Origin of the sequence: Hyalangium versicolor, from assembly GCF_020103695.1 — a bacterium.
In the GTDB taxonomy this organism is placed as follows: Bacteria; Myxococcota; Myxococcia; order Myxococcales; family Myxococcaceae; genus Hyalangium; species Hyalangium versicolor.
The window spans coordinates 150,658-169,724 of record NZ_JAHXBF010000001.1 but is presented as its reverse complement, the minus strand read 5'-3'; the positions used below and the strand labels follow the sequence as shown (position 1 = coordinate 169,724).

Sequence of the window (19,067 nt, the reverse complement as noted above, 5' to 3'; positions counted from 1 at the left end):
CGGATGTTACCGCTTCACCTTGGCGAGGTACTCCTCGCGCGTGAACACACCCTTCTCGATGAGCAGCTCCACCATGGCCTTGAGGGCCGCCACTTCCTTGCGCTGGACCTCCTCGACGGTCTTCAGCAACTCAGAGGGATTGCCCGAGGCCGCGGGCTTCACCGAGGGTACATCCGAGACGGAGGGGCGCGCGGGCGCAGGGGCGCCTCCCCCCACCGGAGCAGGCCGGGGCGGGGCCGACACCTGCTGCACCGAGCCGTCCTTCATGTTCTTGATGACCGTGCGGCCGTGCGCATCCATCACCTTGAAGTTGGTGTCCGCGTCGGCCAGCTCCGCGTTCTCCTCGTAGAGCCGGGCGTAGGCGCGGGCAATCGAGGTGCGCCCGGCCACGTTGGGCACGATGCGGCACTTGGTGATGGCGCGCAGTTCGTCCAGGTGGCGCACGTTGAGCGGGTCCGCGACGGCGACAACCAGCGTCTTGCCATCGTCACGCAGCTGCAGCGGGAGCACGGAGAAGTCCCGAGCCGTCTGCGGCGGGACCTTGGAGCGAACGTGCGGAGGGAGTGTCTGGACGGCGTCCAGGTTCACGGCCGGGATGTTGAGCTGCTTGGACAGGGCCCGGACCAGGATGTCCTCGGACACGAGGCTCATCCGGACCAGGATCTCTCCCAGCTTACCTCCCCACTTCGCCTGCTCCGCGAGGGCCGCTTTGAGCTGGCTCTCCTGAAGCACGTTCGCTTTGATCAGCAGTTCACCGAGCTTGATCTGTGCCATGTCGCATCCGGGGGGAAACCCGACAGTCCCCGTAAGGGGCCCATTTTAGACCGAGATTTGCGTTTGCAGGGCATTTCCCGCCGCAGAATTCAGGAGCCGGGCGGTCCGGAGGGCGAGGGAGCAGGCCCCGGGCCCACTTCCTTCCCCTGGGCGTCCACCTCCACCACCCGAGCACCCTCGGGGGGAGCCAGCTCGAAGAGGGTCAGGTCCGGAGGCCCGTTGAGCGCCACATCACTGTAGCGCAGGCGCAGCTCCGTCTGGGCCGCCTCGGCCAGGAGCTTCACCTCCTTGGGAAAGACCACGGAGCCCTGCTCCTTGAAGTTGCCGAAGGCCAGATCGTACGCGGGAATGCCGCGCACCTCGCTGCGGACCACCCGGTGATACCGGGTATGCACGTAGAGCGTCTGGGTGACGGGGCCTCGGAAGAGCTTGAGGACGTAGACGCCCTCGTCCCGATCCAGGGTGAGCGTCTTGCGCTCGGGGGGGATGAAGGCCACCTGCCCGAGCATCACGGCCACCAGCTCCTCGCTCGGCAGCACCACCGGCAGGAAGCGCGAGACGTTCTCGGGGCTTGCGGGGCCCTGGTAGAAGACGTTGCCGTCCGTCTGGTACAGCCCGAAGCGTTGGCCGTCCGACACCAGCGCGGCCACCGGACGGTTGAAGAAGTCAAAGGTCTCCATGTGCAGGAGGCTCGGCCGGGAGATGGCCAGGAACACCGAGAGGGTGCCACTGCCCTGGGGAGAGCTGACGTGCAGCTTGGCGTCTCCCTGGATTGTCACCAGGTTCTGCTGGGCCTGGGTCACCAGCTGATAGAGCTTTTCCGGGTCTTCGATGGGTCCCTCGGGACCGAACTCGATGCGGTGGGGACAACCGGAACAGACAAGGACCAGGAAGATTGCTGCAGCTGCGCGGTTCATGGCTTAAGTCTCGGTCCTCGCCGAGCCGCTTGGCCACCATTCCATGAGCTTGAACGAACTTCTCCACTATCTGCGCCTGGGCGGGGTCACCCTCGCCATCCTCCTGCTGGCCTCCGTCGTGGCGCTGGGGGTGGCCATCGAGCGTCTCATTGCCCTCTGGGGGGTGAGCGAGCGCTCCCGGACCCTCGGCGAGACGGTCCAGAAGCACCTGCTGCGCGGGGACGTGGCGGCGGCCCGGACTGCCGCCGAGCGCTCGGACGCCGTCGCGGCGGACATCTTCCTGGCCGGGTTCGACCGGATGGAGCGGGTGAAGCTGAACGGGGGCGGCGTGGAGTCGGCCGTCGAGCGCGAGCGGGCGCAGGTGGGCCTGAAGCTGCGGCGCAACCTGTGGGTCCTGGCGACCATTGGATCGATCACTCCCTTCGTGGGCCTGTTCGGCACGGTGGCGGGCATCATGAAGTCCTTCAAGGACCTGGGCCTGGACGTGGATGCGGGCGGTACGGGCGGCACGGCGGCGGTGATGACGGGCATCTCCGAGGCGCTGGTGGCCACGGCGGTGGGCATCCTGGTGGCCGTGCAGGCGATGGTCTTCTACAACTACTTCCAGGCGCGGCTGTCTCGGGTGCTGGTGGAGCTGCGGCTGATGGGCGATGAGTTCGTGGAGCTGCTGAAGGAGCGCCCCACTCCACCGGCTCCGGCCGCGCCTGCTCCCGAGGCGACGGCTCGCGGCGACGCCTCGCACGCCTGAGCGGAGGTTCCACCGATGGCGATGGGCAAGACTCCGGGGAACCGGGACGGCGACGAGGGAGACGAGGGCGTCTTCGCGGAGATCAACATCACTCCGCTCACGGACATCTTCCTCGTGCTGCTGATCATCTTCATGGTGACGAGCACGGTGATCGTCCAGCAGGGTCCGGGTGGCGGAGCCAAGGCGGGCCTGAAGGTGAACCTGCCGAAGGGCGGCGCCACGGACGTGACGGCGCGATCCACGGACCTCTCGGTGGCAGTGCTGGCGGATGGGCGGTACGTGCTGGGCGGCAACGTCGTCACCCAGGACGAGCTGAAGGCCGCCTTCGACAAGGCGAAGGGTGAGAACCCGGACACGCTCGTGATCGTCCAGGCGGACGAGGGCGTGCCGCACGGCACCGTGGTGGCTGTCATGGAGATGGCGAAGAAGGCGGGCCTGGCGCAGCTCGCCATCGGCGTGCGCGAGGGCGAGTAGCCGCGCTCGAGTCCCCGGGTTCCTTGAGCGAACGTAGAGGAGGGGCCCTGTCGGGCGCGGATTGCGCCAACCTGTATGCTTGTTGGACAGGTTCGGCCCCAAGCTGCCGACAGCGGGGAGCCCCAGCGGTTGTCCGGCGGAGACATGCGCTTCACCCGGCGGGACAGGATGCTTGCACTCGCCCCGCACCTACGTTCCGGCCTCCTTTCTCGCAGCAGGAGGTCGTCATGCGGTGTGAAGAAATCATGAAGCGCGACATCGAGTGTCTGTCTCCCCGGGACACGGTGGAAGCCGCCGCCCTGAGGATGCGGGACCAGAACATCGGCTTCCTGCCCGTCTGTGACACCTCGGGCAAGGTGCTCGGGACCCTGACGGACCGGGACATCGTCGTCCGCGTCCTCGCCGGCAAGAAGCCGACGAACACCCCCGTGGAGACCATCATGACGCGGGAAGTCGTCTCCTGCCGCCCTCAGGACGGCATCGAGAGGGCCGAGCAGCTCATGGCCCAGAAGCACAAGTCGCGCATCATGTGCCTGGACGACAGCAGCCGCCTGGTCGGCATCATCAGCCTCTCGGACATCGCCCAACACGTGGATGGAGCGCACGCCCTGGAGACGCTCCGGCAGGTCAGCGAACGCGAGGTCCGCGCCTGACCTCGGACGTTGGAACCAGGGGTTTCCCCTAGGCTTTTTCGGTTCTGGCGGGGCTGATCTGGAGTGCAACTTTTTTCCAGATCAGCCGATAATTCCGCCACCATGAAGACTTCCCGAACCGATACGCGCCCGACGACCACCCGCACCGACGCCGCGCGCGAGACGCCCAAGGCGCAGCCCCGCAACGAGCTCAAGCCCCAGGCCCGCGCGCTGGACGGCGGAGCCTCCTTGTTCGACTCGAAGGCCAAGAAGGCCCCGAGCGCCGAGGCTCTGGGCAGCGCGGCGATCGCGCTGCAGCCCTCGCGCGTGGCCCCGGGCAGCTTCCCGAGCGTGGCGGACGTCAAGGCCATCGCCGACATGAAGGATCCGGTGGCGCGCAACTACGCCATCACCCAGGGCTACCACGACTTGTCCAACGCACTGGGCGAGATGCTGGGCAAGGAGAACGCCAACTGGTCCACCTTCGCCACGTGGGCCTCGAAACAGGCCGGCACCAGCATCCGCCAGGAGGATCTGCCCAAGTTCCTCATGGACGCCATCAAGGGCTCGGGCCCGGTGGGCGAGGCCATCTCCAAGGCGGATGATGTGCTGCGCAAGCTGGGGCTGCCCGCGCTGCCCATCGGCGACATGGTGGCCGGCGCCAACGAGGCGCTCAACAACGTGAGCAAGGCCATCGCGGACGGCAACCAGTTCGTCTTCCGCGAAGTGGGCCAGGAGTTCGCCCGCTTCGTCGACACCTTCCAGAACGACACCCAGTTCGACAAGGCCAAGGTGGACGCCTACCTGGCGAAGTTCCCCGCGGACAAGCCGCTGCTCAAGGAAGCCTTCGGCACCTACGCCCAGGCCATGTTCGAGAAGGATCCGAACAAGAAGGCCGAGATGATGCTCCTGGCCAACGACAAGATCGGCCTGCACGAGCAGACGCAGCTCCAGCCCTTCATCGAGAAGGCCCTCAACAGCCCGGTGAAGGACACCTTCAAGAAGATCCTCGACCAGACCATCGACGCGGGCATCCAGGGGCTCCCCTTCGGAGCCAAGCAGGCCGCGCAGCTGCTCAAGCGCACGGGCGCGGTGGACGCCGTCGTCAACCCGCTGGTGGATGCCATGGCCGGTCTGTTCCGCCGCTTCTCCACCGAGCACATGATGAAGCTGGCCGTCCCCGGTGGCGCGCTCAAGCTGGGCAACGATCTGCCCCCGCCTCCGGAGTTCGCCAAGGACATCTTCCCCAAGGATCTGCGCTCCATCGAGAGCCCGGAGCTGAAGCAGCTGCTGTCCCGCCTGGACAAGTCCCAGGACAGCCTGAAGAACACCGGCGCCAAGGACTGGAGCAAGCTGGATCAGCGCATGAACTACATCGTTGACCTGTTCCGCTCGCGCCAGTCCGACCCGCACCTCTTCGATCAGCCGTTCGGCCGCGCCGGCCGCTACCCGGTGGCTCCTTCCGCGCAGCCGCGCGTCAGCTGAGCGGGTCGGTTTTTACCCCTTCCTTCCGGGGAAACTGGGTTCTTGGGAAATACTTCTTAATTTCCCGAATCCATGGAATTGGCTTATAACGCGCTTGCCCTGTGGCCGAGCGGCCACGGGGTGAGAAGCGTTTTTCGCTGATCCCCCACGAAAGGAAGTCCCCCGTGTCGAAGACCCCTCGTCATCTGCGTTGGCTGGTTGGAGGAGTTGTCGGTATCTCCCTGCTGAGTGCCTGCGGTGCCCCGGAGCAGCAGTCCGGTGACTCGCTCGATGTCAGCGCCCCTGAGGCCACCGCGGGCGAGGTATCTGTGAAGGTCTCCGTGGGCACCTCGTCCCTGGCCGCCAAGGACGACGTGCAGGTGACGGTCACCCTCACCAACGTGTCGGGCCACGCGGTGCGCCTGCTCAAGCGCAACACGCCGGTGGACGGCATCAAGAACGAACTGTTCTCCGTGACGCGCGACGGCGCGGCGGTGGCCTACATCGGCCGTCACTACAAGTGGGCGGCCCCGCAGGCCGAGGACTTCCTGACCCTGGGCGCCGGCGAGAGCGTCACCCGGACGGTGAGCCTGTCTGGCATCTACGAGTTCACGCAGACGGGCAGCTACGCCATCGCCTACGCCGAGGCGAACCACGAGGGCACCGCGCAGTTCACGTCCAACAGCGTGAACGTGTGGGTCGAGGGCCGCGCCAACACGCTGCCCGAGGAGTCCGGTGAGCGCGTGGTGTCCGACTTCGCCCTGTCCACCACGGGCTGCACCACCAGCCAGGCCTCGGGCGTCAGCTCGGGCTTCAGCGGCGCGAAGACGTACGCGACCAACGCGCTGAGCTACCTGACCAACACCACCCCGAGCGGCACGGCGCGCTACACCACGTGGTTCGGCACCTACTCGAGCTCCGGCTGGAGCACGATCAAGAGCCACTTCTCGTCCATCAGCAGCGCCTTCAACAACCAGTCGGTGGTCGTCAGCTGCGCCTGCACGGACAGCGCCTACGCCTACGTGTACGCGAACCAGCCGTACAAGATCTACGTGTGCAACGCCTTCTGGAGCGCGCCCACCACGGGCACGGACTCGAAGGCCGGCACGCTGGTCCACGAGATGAGCCACTTCACCGTGGTGGCGGGCACGGATGACTGGGCCTACGGCCAGAGCGCGGCCAAGAGCCTGGCCAAGTCCAACCCCACCAATGCGCGGGACAACGCGGACAGCCACGAGTACTTCGCCGAGAACACTCCCGCGCAGAACTGATCAGGCGCGGCAGGACTTGAAGTAAGGAAGGCGGGGGCGAAATGCCCTCGCCTTCTTCATTTCAAGGGACTCACTTCATGACTCGAGGACACGTCGGTTGGATCGCGCTGTGCTGCCTGACGCTCGGCAGCGGCGCCTGTACGGCACACAAGGAGGGAGCGGACATGACAGCCGCCCAGGAGACGGACGCCACGAAGCCGGGTGGCTCGCTGAAGTGCGAGCTGAGCGCGCCTCCGAGCGTGAAGGCCGGAGAGCCCGTGGTGCTGACGTTCCGGATCACCAACTCCACGGCGGAGACCCTGTACGTGCTGAAGTGGCGCTCACCGTTCGAGGGCGAGCCGCGCAGCAAGTTCCTGGAGATCACCCGCGACGGCGCCGAGGTGCTCTACCAGGGGCCCATGATCAAGCGAGGCAATCCGTCGGTGAACGACTACGCCACCGTGGCCGCGGGCACCACCGCCGAGATCAAGGTCGAGGCGTCGCTGGCCTACGACTTCTCGCAGCCGGGCAACTACCGCATCGCCTACGGGGGCCCGCTGATGGACGCCACCACCCAGCAGGCCGAGGTGCCTCGTCCCCTGGACCAGCACCGCTCCGTGCCGTTCCAGTGCCCCGAGGTGCAGCTGACGGTCACCGCTCCCTGAGCTCCCGCCGACCCTCTGAAACACGACGGCCACCCGGGTGAAGACCCGAGTGGCCGGTGTGGAACCGCCCGTGGCTCCCAAGTGGAGCCCGGGACGGACTACAACGAGGCCGCGAACGCGGCGTCGGGGATCTGCATGGCCGAAGCATCCTCCTGGGCCATGAGCCGCGCCGCCTGCTCCACGTTGGGCAGCACGTTGCGCGCGAACCAGAGCGCGCTCCACTTCTTGCCGTCGTAGAAGGCCCGGTCCGGATCCGTGGCCGACAGCTTCTCGGCCGACTTCTCCGCCAGCACCGCCGCGTCCAGCAGCAGCCAGCCCACCGCCACCTCGGACATCATCTGCAGGAAGCGGTTGGCCGACAGCGGGATGAGCGCGACCTTGCTCGGCTCTTGCGACCAGCCCAGCAGCGCCATGGCGCTCGACATGAGCCCCTCTTGCGCCGCCGCGAGCTGCTTCACCTCGGCCCCGAACGTCTTGTGCTCGCGGTTGGCCTCGATGAACGCGCCCACATCCTCCATGAACTGCTGGAAGTGCGCGCCACCGGCCTGGCCCAGCTTGCGGCCCACCAGGTCCATGGCCTGGATGTGGTTGGTGCCCTCGTAGATGGAGAAGATCTTCGAGTCGCGGCAGTACTGCTCCACCGGGTAGTCCTTGACGAAGCCCGCACCGCCATACACTTGGATGGCTTGCGCCGTCAGCCGGAAGGCCTGGTCGGAAGAGTACGCCTTCACCAGCGGAGTCAGAACTTCGACCTGGCCGCGGTGATAGGCAGCGCGATCATCGTCCTTGCCAGCCAGCTGCTTGGCCTTGTCCGTGTGCATGGCCAGCTTGACGATCAGCGCGCGCATGCCCTCCACGTGCGCCTTCATCTCCAGCAGCATGCGGCGTACGTCCGGGTGCTCGAGGATGGAGACGCGCGGCGCCGTCGGATCCTTGAACTTGGAGAAGTGCCCGCCCTGCTTGCGCTCCTTCGCGTACTCCAGAGCGTTGTAGTAGGCCGCCGAGGCCAGCCCCAGGCTCTGGATGCCCACGGCGATACGAGCCCCGTTCATCATCTTGAACATCTGGCTCATGCCGACGTGCTCGACGCCGCCCACCAGCTCGCCGACACACTTGTCGTTCTCGCCGAAGTTCAGCACACAGGTGGCCGAGCCGTTGATGCCCATCTTGTGCTCGATGGAGCCCAGGCTCACGTCGTTGGACTCGCCCGAGGAGCCGTCCGCGTTCACGCGCATCTTGGGAACGATGAACAGCGACAGGCCCTTGGTGCCCGGCGCCGCACCCTCCACACGGGCCAGCACCAGGTGGATGATGTTCTCCGCCAGATCGTGATCACCCGCGGAGATGAAGATCTTCGTGCCGCGGATCGTGTAGGAGCCGTCCGGGTTGCGGCGGGCGGTCGACTTGGCCGAGCCCACGTCCGAGCCCGCGTGCGGCTCGGTGAGGCACATCGTCCCGCCCCAGGTGCCGTTGAGCAGCTTCTCCACGTACTGCTTCTTCTGGTCGGCGGTGCCGCACTCGGAGATCACCTCCGCCGCGCCGAACGTCAGCCCCGGGTACATGTTGAAGGCCGTGTTGGCGCCGCAGAGCATCTCCTCCACCGCCACCTGCAGCATCGCCGGCGCGCCCTGGCCACCGTGATCCGTGGCCACGCCCACCGTCTTGAAGCCCTGCTCCCAGAGCAGCTTCCAGGCCTCCTTGAAGCCCTTGGGGGTGATCACGGTGCCGTTCTCGATGCGGCAACCCTCGCGATCAGCCGTGGTGTTCAAGGGCCCAAGCACCTCCTTGGAGAACCGGTAGGTCTCCTGGATCACGGCCTTGGCCTCATCGGGGCCCCATGCTTCGAAGGGCGCCTGTCCCGCCACCTGCTCGAAGCCGAACTGCTCGAACAGGGTGAAGAAGAGTTCCCGAAGGTCTGTCTTGTAGTGGTTGATTCCGGCGGACATGGCCTCTCCCATCAAAAGGGGCTCGCTGCCTGGCCATACGAATGGTCAGCGGCGCCCGTGAGACAGGAAAAGTGTTACGTCGATTGATTCTAGAGTCAACCGGAAGTGACGCCTCGCGTCGTGTAGCGGGCAGACGACTCCCGCCGGTGTGTCCGGAACCCAGCGAGAGTGCTGGGTTTTCATGCCCAGGGCTTCTGGGGATTACTTCTTCAGCTTCTTGGCGGCCGCGATGGGAGCCGGCGTCGGCGGCCCGGCAGTGGCCGTCTTCGCGGACTTCTTGGTGTTGTTCGGAGCCTTCTTGGCGCCCGTCTCCTCGGTCTCCGTCCCGTCGCCCTGCCCGCCTGCCTGGGGAGCGAGGATGCTCTCGCGCGGCACTTCCACGACGATGGGAGCCTGGCCCGAGCGCTGCCGGTTCTCGTCCTCCAGCGAGTAGAAGAGCTGGATGACGGACTGCCCCTTCATCAGCAGCTCGCCGCGCTGGTTCTCCGCCCAGAGATCGATCTCGACGAAGTAGCGGCCGCCGCTGCCGTGCCGGTCGCTCACCCGGCCCTTGCAGACCACGGTGTCGCCCGGCCACACCATCTTGATGAAGCGCACGCCGTAGCGGCGCAGCTGGCCGCCGCGCGCCCAGTCGCTGATGAGCTGGCCGAGCATGCCCATGATGAGCATGCCGGGGGCATAGACGGAGGGCATGCCCACGCTCTTGGCGTAGACCTCGTCCACGTGCACGGGGTTGTAGTCGCCGCTGGCCCCCGCGTAGCGGGAGAGCTGGACGCGATCCACCGGTGCCTTGGCCAGGGCCGGGAGCTCATCGCCGACCCGGACGGACTCGAAGTACAGCTTGCGCGCGGGCATCAGGCATTCTCCTTCGAGGCACGGACGATGAGGGTGCGGCGGGCGCGGAACACCAGATTGCCCTCCTCGTCACGCCCCTCGTCCTCGATAACGGCCACGTCCATCTTCCCCGCTGGGCCGCTGCGCTCCAGCACGTCCGCCACCTTGGTGGCCACGTAGATGCGGTCCCCCGCGAAGATGGGACGCTCGTACTCGAAGCCCTGCTCGGCGTGCAGCAGGCTCTTGATGCCCACCCCGAGCAGTTCTCGCAAGTCCGCCGCCGAGTGGAACGACGCGGGGAAGGTGGGCGGCGCTACGATGGTGGGGTAGCCGGACGCCCGGGCGTACTCCTCGTCATAGTAGATGGGGTTGTAGTCGCCGATCGCCTCCGCGAAGCGTCGGATGGAGCCCTTCTCCACCTCGTTGAGCGTCGGCGGCGAGGAGCGGCCAATCGCGTTCTTGTCCAGCATTTCCCCTCCCTGATGCTTCTCTTTAGCGACCGGCAGGAAGCTCGAGCACGGTCAGCAACCCGGCCTCGGCGGCCGTCAAGCGTGGCGCGGCATTGACCAGCGTATTCGCGGTGGCCCTGTCGCCCGCAATCCCCCCTGGGATCTCCACAACTACTTTAGGGTCCGCGTCGATCTCGATGCGATCCTTGGGATCGTCCGCACCGACAGCAATCGTCAACTCCAGCCGGACCCGCTCCTGCTCATCCTCCAAACCCACGACAGACTGGAAAATGCCCGCCACCCGCCCCTGGCGCACGGGAAAGGCACCGCCGGTGATGTCCTCTTCGGCCAGCACCGGAGCGACCTCCTCCTCATAGTCGTCGCAGTCCAGCCCGAGCCCCAGGGCGCACAGGGCGGCGGACTCCACCAAGCCCACGTGGCCCAGCTGATCCTTGTCCACCAGGGCGAAGAACTCGTCCTCGGTCAGCCCGGCGCCCACCTTGCGCTGCAGGGCCTCGCGCCGGGTGCGCGCATCCACCACGCGGGTGATGGAGACACGCCGCACCGCGCCGCACGCCTGCCCCGCCGTGGCGACGAGGCGATCCATCACGAAGCCCGGGTTGACGCCGGTGCCCAGCACCGCCACGCCGGCCTTCTGCGCGGCCTTGTCCAGCTTGGTGGCCAGCTCCGGGTACTTCAGGAAGGGGAAGGCCAGCTCCTCGCAGGTGGACACCACCGGCACGCCGAGCTTCAGCGCGTCCAGCAGTTGCTCCATGACCTGGGGCAGCCGTGATCCGGTGGCATGCAGCAGCACCGCGCCGCGACGGCGGCCCAGCGCGCGCTCCAGCGAATCGGCCACCTTGAGCTTCGGCGTCGGCTGACCCAGCACGTCCGCCAGGGGGCGGCCCGCGAGCTGGGGACTGGTGTCCACCGCACCAATCAACTCCACCTCGGCCGAGGCCAGCGCGGCCCGCGCGATCTCCTGCCCGATGAACCCAAGCCCCATGACCACCACCGGGACCGGCCCTGCGGGGGCTCTAGCCATCGGAGAACTCTCCAGAATTCAAGGGGTTAGACTCATTTACAACGTCGCCGCGCACCATAAACCACCCCCTGCCGGGCAGGCAAGCATGACGTGGCTGTCAAGGACGTGCGGAGCTGGCTATTTGCTAGCAGTTTCCCGGGTTTGCAAACCTGGACTGAAGTCCAATGTGAGGGGCCCCCCCCTGTCTGCTGCGGAGTGAACGCGTGTATAACCCTCTCCAGACTTTGTTGCTGGAGACCCTCATCTCATGGACCGCATCCTCGTGGTGGATGACGACGTGCGCATCCTCGCCGCGCTCTCGCGCATCCTCCAATCCGAGGGGTACGAGGTTGTCACGCACAGCGATCCCGTCCAGGCCGCCCGGGAAGAAGGGTTTCAGGTCGTCCTGACGGATTTCATGATGCCGTACCTCAACGGCATCGAGCTGCTGTCGGCGCTTCGAGAGAAGAACCCGCGCGCAGTGCGGCTGATGCTGACGGCGGCCGCGGACTTCCGCACCGCCTCGGAGGCCGTGAACCGCGGCGAGGTGTTCCGGCTGCTGGGCAAACCCTGGTCCCTGGCGGACCTGACGAGCAGCGTGCGGCAAGCCTTCGAGCACTTCCGGCTGGTGGAGGCCAACGAGCGGCTCACTCGTGAGGTGGCTCAAAAGAACGAAGAGCTGCTGAACATCAACCGGGATCTCGAGCGCCTGGTGGTGGAGCGCACCACGGGCCTGCTGGACGGGCTCATCAGCGCGCTGGACTACCGGGACACGGAGACGCAGTGGCACTCGCGGCGCGTGTCGCTGTATGCGCGGCGCCTGGCCGAGGAGATCGGCCTGCAGGGTGCAGCGCTGGATATCGTCGAGCAGGGCGCTCTGCTGCACGACATCGGGAAGATCGGCGTGAAGGACTCGATCCTGCTCAAGCCCGGTCCGCTGACGCCCGATGAGTGGGTGGAGATGCGCAAGCACCCGGAGTTCGGTTTCCGGATGCTGGCGAAGATGCCGTACCTGCACGAGGCATCGCTCATCGTCCTGCAGCACCAGGAGCGGTGGGATGGCAAGGGCTACCCGGCCAACCTCACGGGCGAAGCGATTGTGATTGGCGCTCGCATTTTCGCCATCGTGGACACGCTGGATGCCATCACCTCGGATCGGCCTTATCGCAAGGGCCGATCGCTGCAGGTGGCGCGCGATGAGATCGAGCGCTGCGGCGGCACGCAGTTCGATCCGGCGCTCGCGGCGGCGTTCCTGCGGATTCCGGACACGGAGTGGATACGCATCCGTAGCCAGGTGGAGGCCATGGAGGCCGAGGAACTCGAGCGTTTCAGCAACCTCCCCCACCCGCTGACCCCGGCGCCGCCCCAAAGGCAAGCCACCGGGAGCTGATGGGCCGTCAGGGCTCGGCGCGCACCTCGAGGATGACGTCTCCCTCGAGCAGCGCGTCCACTACCTCCATGCCCGACACCACGCGGCCGAAGGCCGTGTAGCGCCCGTCCAGGTGTGGCTGCGGGGTGTGCGTGAAGAAGAACTGGCTGCCCCCTGTGTCCTTGCCCGACAGCGCCATGCCGATGACGCCTCGCTCGTAGGGGATGCGCGTCACCTCGCAGCGGATGGAGTAACCCGGGCCACCCTCCCCGTCTCCGCGTGGATCTCCTCCCTGCGCCACGAAGTCCGGCACCACGCGATGGAAGGTGATGTCGCGGAAGTAGCCCTTGCGCGCCAGGGCGTAGAGGTTGCCTGAAGTGACTGGCGCCTCCCGCGAGTCCAGGGCCACGCTGAAGTCTCCCTTGCGCGTGCGGAAGGTGAGCTTCGCTCCATCCGGCGCATCGGATGCTCGGAATGCTCCCACCGGGAGTTCCACGCGTGCAGAGCGAACGGGCTGGCCCGTCAGGCCCGTGAGCAGCTCGGCCGCCACGCGCCGCACGTTGGCGTGCGAGTGCACGAGCCACGTGCGCAGGACAGGCTCGGCCTCCTTCCCTACGAGGGCCACGAGCGCACCTCCGACCGGCTCGGCCAGATCCGTCTCGTGAGGCACACGAGCCACCAGGGCCTGGACCTCGGGCAAGGCCTCCAGTGCCTTCATCTTGCCCGCCACGAGCGCGGCCGCCGCCGCAACCACCGGGTCCTCCCCCTTCATCAAAGCTCGCACGGACTCCAGCGCCTCCGGCACGGGACGGGAGCTCAGCGCATCCAGCGCGGCCATGCGCACCCGCGCGTCCGGATGGTTCAGCCACGCCACCGCGTCCTTCGCGCCTCCCTGCCCCGTCGTCTGCGCCACCTCGCGCAGTCCCAGCGCCAACCGCCGTGCCTCGGGGATCCGCTCATTTCCACAGCGCAGCACCTCGGCGAGCGCTCCTGTCTGCCGATCCATGGCGGCCGCCAGCCGGCAGTCGAGCCATGCCACGTCATCGAGCGCCACCTCCGAGGCTCCTCGCGATGCCTCTCGGAGCGAACGCCGCAGCTCCTCGAACACGGGACGCCCTGAAGGTGGGAGCCCTTGCTGGGCCACGGCCAGGAGCGCATGCCCCGCAGCGGAGTTCCCCGCCGCGACGGCGCTCGCCTGACGCTTCAAGCCGCGCAGCGCTTCCAGCGTGGCACACGGACCGCTGCAGCTACCCGAGAGCTTCGCCAACGAGCGCGCTGCCTCGGCGGCCACCCGAGCCATCGGGTCCTCCAGCAGCCGGCCCAGCACGTTCGCATCCTCCTGCCCTGCAACGTCCGGGAAGCCCTTCGCACAGATGGCTCGGACCTCGGGCGACGCGTCCGAGACACACTGGCGCAGGAGTTCCAGCGCAGCAGGACGCCGGACGTAGGCGAGCAGGTACGTGGCGCCGTACCGAGTCTCCTGAGACTGGGTTGCCGCCAGCAACGCGCCCACCTTCTCCACGGGCACGTCCGCGAGCGAAGCCCCTCGTCGCGCCGCCACGCCCAGGGCCAGCGCCGCGCGTCCCGCCACGCCCTCCCGTGTATCTCCCAGCAGTTCGATGAGACGCTGCACCGCGCCGGGAGTCGTCACCTTGCTGAAAGACTCCAGGAGCGTCCGCCGCACCTGCCCATCCGACTCCGTCACCTCGGCGGCCCGGAGCGCCTCCGTGAGCCGGGCCTTCATCTCGTCCGGCAGCGGCTCCCACGAGAGCGCCAGCTCTCCCGCCGCAAAGGCCGCCTCATCCCGAACCTCCGGCTCCCTGGCCGCCAGACTGGCGAGGATGACTTCGAGCGTCGCGGCATCCTGGATCCGAGCCAGCGCCCGCAGGGCCCGGACCTGCACCTTCGCCCCCCACTCTCCCCGCGCCCACGTCAGGAGCTGCCCCTCTCCCAGCGAGCGGCGATCCTCCCATTCCGCGATGCGAGCCATCGCCTCGGAGTCCGCATCCTTCGAGGGAGAAGCGCTCCGGAAGCACGCCGACAGGCTGGCCACGAGTAGCAGGCACGCACCGACGCGAGAGGGCGGGTAGGACATGAGGGGCGGCGTAGGCCAAATCTCCGCTGAAATCCAGGGGTTACAACCCAACACGTTTGACTTGAAAAACGCGGCGCCAGACAATGGAGTTCCGTCTTCCTCTCAGGAGCTCTGGCCCTGAAATGCCCCGGCTGTGGCACCCAGGTCGCAAATGGCACGTCCATCTGCCCCAAGTGCGACTACATCATCGATTCCTCGTTCCTCTCCTCGGAGCCGCCAGTCCCGGCGGGTGACCAGGAAGAGTCCACGGCCGCGTTCCCGGATCCTCGGAAGGCCGCGCCTGCCGCTCCTCCGGCGCGCACCGCGAGCTCCGGCCAGCAGCGCCCCGTCACCAGCACGGGCACGCGGCGTGTGACGACTTCGCCGGGCAAGACGGGTTCGCGCCCCGGCATCAAGGCGGTGACGAGCGAGACCGCCAAGAGCGCGGAAGGATCCCCGAAGAGCAAGACGAATGTGCGCGCGGTGAGCAAGACGGTCAGCCGCTCCGTCCCCGCAGTGCGCCCCGCTCCGGCGCCGCAGAAGGCCTCGGATCCCTTCGCGGAGCTGGACGACACGGAGCCGCGCCCCGCGCCGGAGTATCCTCCGTACCCCAACTCAGGGCAGAAGGGCTACGCCGGCCCCAACACCACCGGGAAGATCGTGGCGCCCGAGGAACTCATCTCGGATGCGCGCGAGTTCGTCGGCGAGCTGTCGCGTCCGGACAAGATCGCCTTCGCGGGAGCGTGTGTCGCCGCCCTGTCCTGCTTCCTGCCCTGGAAGGAGACGGCCGTGGATGGGGATGTGCTGGGGCTCATGAGTTCGGGCATCGGCACGCTGCTCGGAGCGGCGGTCGTCATCAGCGCCATCTTCGTCCGGGTGCGCCGGACGATGCCCAAGTTCAACCCCATGGTGCCCTGGGGAGCGCAGATCGGCATGTCGTTCTTCTGCGTCCTCTACACCGTCATCTTCCTGAAGATGTCGTTCATCAACACCGAGGTGCCCTCCGCCATCGGCAACCGGATGGTCCTGAACTCCTCCCCCAGCTTCGGAGCGTTCCTCGGACTGCTGGGGGCCATTGGAGCGCTGACGGGTTCGGTGCTGGGGTTGAAGGAGCGCTGATGCCCAGCGATACTCCTCTCTCCCGGCTCACGGCGGCGCTCGATGCGACGGTGGTGGGCCAACCCCATGTCATCACCGATCTGGTGACGGCCTTCCTCGCCCGCGGTCACGTGCTGCTGGAGGGCGTGCCGGGCGTGGCCAAGACGCTCACCGCGCGCAGCATGGCCGCCGCGCTCGGGCTTCAGTTCACCCGCGTCCAGTTCACCCCGGACCTGATGCCGACGGACATCCTCGGCACCAACGTCTTCCACCCCACGGAGAACGCCTTCCGGCTGGTGCGAGGCCCCGTCTTCACCGAGGTGTTGGTGGCCGACGAGATCAACCGCACTCCGCCCAAGACGCAGGCCGCGCTGCTGGAGGCCATGGAGGAGCGCCAGGTCACCATCGACGGCACCACGCACCCACTGCCGCCGCACTTCTTCGTGGTGGCCACGCAGAACCCGCTGGAGCTGGAGGGCACCTACCCGCTCCCAGAGGCCCAGTTGGACCGATTCCTCATGCGCGTGCGCGTGGGCTACCCGGAGGCGGACGCGGAGGTCACCATGCTGCGAGGCTTCCACCAGCGCGAGGGCCGGGCCGCCTCGGTGGAGCGGGTGCTGGACGTGGCCACGCTGACGGAGTTGCAGGCCCGAGCCGCTCGCATCACCTGCGATGAGTCCATCCTCGCCTACGTGGTGAAGCTCACCCGCGAGACACGGGCCAACCCGAGGGTGCGCCTGGGGGCCTCTCCCCGCTCGGCGCAGGCGATCCTGGCCGCGGCCAAGGCGCGCGCGGCGTTGCAGGGCTCGGACTTCGTCACCCCGGACGAGGTGAAGGCGGTGGTGCCCAGCGTCCTCAACCACCGCCTGCTCCTGAAGGCCGAGGCCGAGGTGGAAGGCATCACCCCGGACGAGGTGCTGCGGCAGACCCTGGAGCAGGTGAAGGTCCCCCGGTGAGCCTGGGCCGCCCCGTCCCCACCGGGCTCGCCGTGGCGCTGCTGGCGGCGACGCTCGTGCCCTCGGCCCTGGCCGTGGCCAGCCCTGCCTTCGCATGGTTGGCGCTGGCGCTCGATGTGGCCGTGGTGACGCTGTGTGTGGTGGACTTCATGCGAGCTCCTCGGGCCTCGGACGTGGAACTCCGGCGCGAGGTGGAGCCCATCCTGCGCTCGGGCGTGGACAACCCCGTGCACGTGGAGCTCACCTGCCTGCGTGGCGCGCCGATCCGCGGCGAGCTCCGGGACGAGGCTCCCGTGGAAGTGGCGGTGGAGGGGCACCGGCAGCCCTTCTCCGTGGCACCCGGCCTCCGGCCGACGCGAATCACCTATACGGTGCGACCACCGGCTCGCGGGGACGTGCGCTTCGGGGATCTCCACCTGCGGCTGATGGGCCCGCTGGGGTTGTGCGCGCGACAGGTCCGCATCCCCGCCGAGCGGGTGGTGAAGGTGTACCCGGATCTCACCGCGCTGACGCAGGAGGCGTTGGCCCTGGCGCGCGCGTCGGATGCACCCGCCGAGAGGCCCCAGCGCCGCCCAGGCGAGGGCCGCGAGTTCGAGTCCCTGCGCGAGTACCGCATCGGGGACGACTACCGCACCATCGACTGGAAGGCCTCCGCGCGGCGAGCCCGGACCATGGTGCGGGTGTACCAGCCAGAGCGGAACCAGCCGGTGCTGCTGCTGCTGGACTGTGGGCGCCACATGGCCGGCAAGGTGGACGGCCGCCGCAAGCTGGACCACGCGGTGGATGCGGCGCTGCGGCTGGCCAAGGTGAGCCTGGATGCCGGAGATCTGGTGGGCGTACTCGCCTTCGCCAGTGACGTGCGCAGCTACCTGCCCCCGCGCAAGGGCCGCGAGCACCTGCGCCTGCTCACCGAGGCGCTCTACCGCGCCGAGGCAGCTTTGGAGGAGAGCGACTACGGCCGCGCGTACGACTTCGCCTTCGCGCGCAGCTCGCGCCGTTCGTTGGTGGTGCTCTTCACCGACCTGGTGGACCCGGATGCCTCGGGCTCCCTGGTGGCGCGCACGCTCATGCTGAGGCCTCGCCACCTGCCCCTCGTGGCCTCGCTGCTGGACGAGGATCTCCAGGCCGCTGCCACGCTCGTGCCCCGCGAGCCTCAGGATGCCTACACCCGTCAGGCCGCCGCGCGCCTGGAGGATGAGTACCGGCGCACGGCGGTGACGCTGCGGGATGCGGGCGTACTGGTCGTGCGCGCCCCCGCTCGGGGATTTGGCGCCGCGGCCATCAACACCTACCTGCACGTCAAGTCGCGCGGAATGCTCTGAGCTGGCGCCCGCCCCGTGCGGACTGGACTCCGGCTCGGATTGCGGGAATCCTACCCACCTATCAGGTTGGCCCTTATCTGGCCGCCTTGTAAGGTGGGCACCATGGGAATTCGCAAGCTCCTCATGATCCGGCCGAAGGAAGCTCCCCCCAAGCAGGAGAGCCCCTTGAGCCTTCAGCTCCTGCTCCCGAAGCAGATCGGGATCTCAGCCGACAGGCTGGTGGAACCCTTGCACAAGCTGCATCCGTCGCTGGCACAGGTGCGCGCCGAGGTGCGCAGCGGCGCCATCGCCCCGAACGTGATGCAGATGGGGCGCGTGCGATGGAAACACCACGTCGTGCAGATCACGCTCGTGGACGCTCCCATGGTTCCCGAGGCCATGGAGAACACCGTGGCCATCTCCCACTACGGAGACGATCTGAAGACCCGGGCACTGGCCCACGTCTCGCACATCGTTCTCCTCTACCGAGGCGAGGAGAAGGACCCGCTCGAGCAGTATGTGGCACTCGCCATGATCGCGGTGGGGTTGGTGCCCCTGGGAGCGTTCGTCGTGGTGAACGCGAGCGCCTATACCTCCTTCCCCCTTCAGCCGCTGGTGCCCCACGCCGGGGGAGATGTGGACAAGCTGCTGCGGAGCCTGCCCCTGCCCTCGCTCTTCGTGGGCTTCGTGACGATGCAGGTGGTCGGATGGGACGGGATCTGGGTACGCACCTGTGGGGCGCCGTTGATGAACCTGCCGGACCTGGCCCTGCATGTTCGCGGCACTGGCGAGATCGCGCAGACTCGGGATCTGTTCAACGCCATGCTCCACACCATGCGCGACGTCGATACCCAGTTCGGCGAAGGGGACATGGTGCAGGATGGTGACCAGAACTGGATGTTGCGCAGACCCCGAGTGAACGAGCAGTTCCTCGACAGTCCCAGGATGCTCGTGCTGGTACCGCAGCACTGACTCCCTGTCCTCACGTCGCGAGAGTCATCGCGTTCCCGCCGTCAAGTCCATTGTGGGGGACCTCTTCAATTCGCACGCACCACCGCGTCGCTGATAAAGAACCGTGCCAATCGCTCCGGA

At 67.6% G+C, this 19,067-nt stretch carries 18 protein-coding genes; 11 read left to right on the top strand and 7 right to left on the bottom strand.

Features of this window, described 5'->3' with window-relative positions; all coding sequences use genetic code 11:
- Positions 1–6 precede the first annotated feature (6 nt).
- On the bottom strand, positions 7–774 hold the full coding sequence (locus tag KY501_RS00640) for a cyclic di-GMP-binding domain-containing protein, MshE-related (RefSeq protein WP_224360371.1): 768 nt from the start codon (positions 772–774) through the stop codon (positions 7–9).
- A gap of 89 nt (positions 775–863) precedes the next feature.
- Positions 864–1,691, bottom strand: coding sequence for a DUF4292 domain-containing protein (locus KY501_RS00635; RefSeq protein WP_224360370.1), 828 nt, complete (start codon positions 1,689–1,691; stop codon positions 864–866).
- A 43-nt stretch (positions 1,692–1,734) separates the two neighbouring features.
- On the opposite strand from KY501_RS00635, the gene KY501_RS00630 reads away from it, so the two are divergent.
- The 6 genes from KY501_RS00630 (at position 1,735) to KY501_RS00605 (ending at position 6,924) form a co-directional block, all read left to right on the top strand.
- Positions 1,735–2,439: a MotA/TolQ/ExbB proton channel family protein gene (locus KY501_RS00630; protein WP_224360369.1), complete on the top strand. Its 705-nt coding sequence runs from the start codon at positions 1,735–1,737 to the stop codon at positions 2,437–2,439.
- Positions 2,440–2,454: 15 nt separating this feature from the next.
- A complete protein-coding gene (locus tag KY501_RS00625) occupies positions 2,455–2,913 on the top strand; it encodes an ExbD/TolR family protein (protein WP_224360368.1) in 459 nt (152 codons plus the stop codon).
- Positions 2,914–3,140: 227 nt separating this feature from the next.
- Positions 3,141–3,566, top strand: coding sequence for a CBS domain-containing protein (locus KY501_RS00620; RefSeq protein WP_224360367.1), 426 nt, complete (start codon positions 3,141–3,143; stop codon positions 3,564–3,566).
- Between the two features lie 102 nt (positions 3,567–3,668).
- Entirely contained in the window at positions 3,669–5,030 is a 1,362-nt protein-coding gene (locus KY501_RS00615; RefSeq protein WP_224360366.1) for a hypothetical protein, read from the top strand.
- A gap of 164 nt (positions 5,031–5,194) precedes the next feature.
- Positions 5,195–6,280 carry a M35 family metalloendopeptidase gene (locus KY501_RS00610; RefSeq protein WP_224360365.1) on the top strand — a complete coding sequence of 362 codons (1,086 nt, stop codon included), beginning with the start codon at positions 5,195–5,197 and terminating at the stop codon, positions 6,278–6,280.
- Between the two features lie 164 nt (positions 6,281–6,444).
- Positions 6,445–6,924, top strand: a complete 480-nt coding sequence (locus KY501_RS00605; RefSeq protein WP_224360364.1) for a protease — start codon at positions 6,445–6,447, stop codon at positions 6,922–6,924.
- A gap of 98 nt (positions 6,925–7,022) precedes the next feature.
- Here KY501_RS00605 and KY501_RS00600 read toward each other — a convergent pair whose 3' ends face one another.
- From KY501_RS00600 to KY501_RS00585, 4 genes are all read right to left on the bottom strand, one after another.
- Positions 7,023–8,870, bottom strand: coding sequence for an acyl-CoA dehydrogenase (locus tag KY501_RS00600; RefSeq protein WP_224360363.1), 1,848 nt, complete (start codon positions 8,868–8,870; stop codon positions 7,023–7,025).
- Between the two features lie 201 nt (positions 8,871–9,071).
- Positions 9,072–9,725: a MaoC family dehydratase gene (locus KY501_RS00595; RefSeq protein ID WP_224360362.1), complete on the bottom strand. Its 654-nt coding sequence runs from the start codon at positions 9,723–9,725 to the stop codon at positions 9,072–9,074.
- Positions 9,725–10,174 carry a MaoC family dehydratase N-terminal domain-containing protein gene (locus KY501_RS00590; RefSeq protein ID WP_224360361.1) on the bottom strand — a complete coding sequence of 150 codons (450 nt, stop codon included), beginning with the start codon at positions 10,172–10,174 and terminating at the stop codon, positions 9,725–9,727. Before KY501_RS00590 ends, KY501_RS00595 begins: the two co-directional genes overlap by 1 nt.
- 22 nt (positions 10,175–10,196) lie before the next feature.
- Complete coding sequence (locus KY501_RS00585; protein ID WP_224360360.1) at positions 10,197–11,198, bottom strand: NAD(P)H-dependent amine dehydrogenase family protein; 1,002 nt, start codon at positions 11,196–11,198, stop codon at positions 10,197–10,199.
- Between the two features lie 247 nt (positions 11,199–11,445).
- Between KY501_RS00585 and KY501_RS00580 the strand changes: the two genes are divergently transcribed.
- On the top strand, positions 11,446–12,567 hold the full coding sequence (locus tag KY501_RS00580) for an HD domain-containing phosphohydrolase (RefSeq protein ID WP_224360359.1): 1,122 nt from the start codon (positions 11,446–11,448) through the stop codon (positions 12,565–12,567).
- 7 nt (positions 12,568–12,574) lie between these two features.
- Here the strand turns inward: KY501_RS00580 and KY501_RS00575 are convergent, their stop codons facing one another.
- Positions 12,575–14,641: a peptidylprolyl isomerase gene (locus KY501_RS00575; RefSeq protein WP_224360358.1), complete on the bottom strand. Its 2,067-nt coding sequence runs from the start codon at positions 14,639–14,641 to the stop codon at positions 12,575–12,577.
- A gap of 351 nt (positions 14,642–14,992) precedes the next feature.
- Here KY501_RS00575 and KY501_RS00570 point away from each other — a divergent pair, with 351 nt between their 5' ends.
- The 4 genes from KY501_RS00570 to KY501_RS00555 all read left to right on the top strand — a co-directional run bounded on the left by KY501_RS00570 (position 14,993) and on the right by KY501_RS00555 (position 18,947).
- Complete coding sequence (locus tag KY501_RS00570; RefSeq protein WP_224360357.1) at positions 14,993–15,739, top strand: hypothetical protein; 747 nt, start codon at positions 14,993–14,995, stop codon at positions 15,737–15,739.
- On the top strand, positions 15,739–16,674 hold the full coding sequence (locus KY501_RS00565) for an AAA family ATPase (RefSeq protein ID WP_224360356.1): 936 nt from the start codon (positions 15,739–15,741) through the stop codon (positions 16,672–16,674). Before KY501_RS00570 ends, KY501_RS00565 begins: the two co-directional genes overlap by 1 nt.
- On the top strand, positions 16,671–17,996 hold the full coding sequence (locus KY501_RS00560) for a DUF58 domain-containing protein (RefSeq protein WP_224360355.1): 1,326 nt from the start codon (positions 16,671–16,673) through the stop codon (positions 17,994–17,996). The genes KY501_RS00565 and KY501_RS00560 overlap by 4 nt, the downstream gene beginning before the upstream one ends.
- A 102-nt stretch (positions 17,997–18,098) precedes the next feature.
- Positions 18,099–18,947 carry a hypothetical protein gene (locus KY501_RS00555; protein ID WP_224360354.1) on the top strand — a complete coding sequence of 283 codons (849 nt, stop codon included), beginning with the start codon at positions 18,099–18,101 and terminating at the stop codon, positions 18,945–18,947.
- Positions 18,948–19,067: the final 120 nt, after the last annotated feature.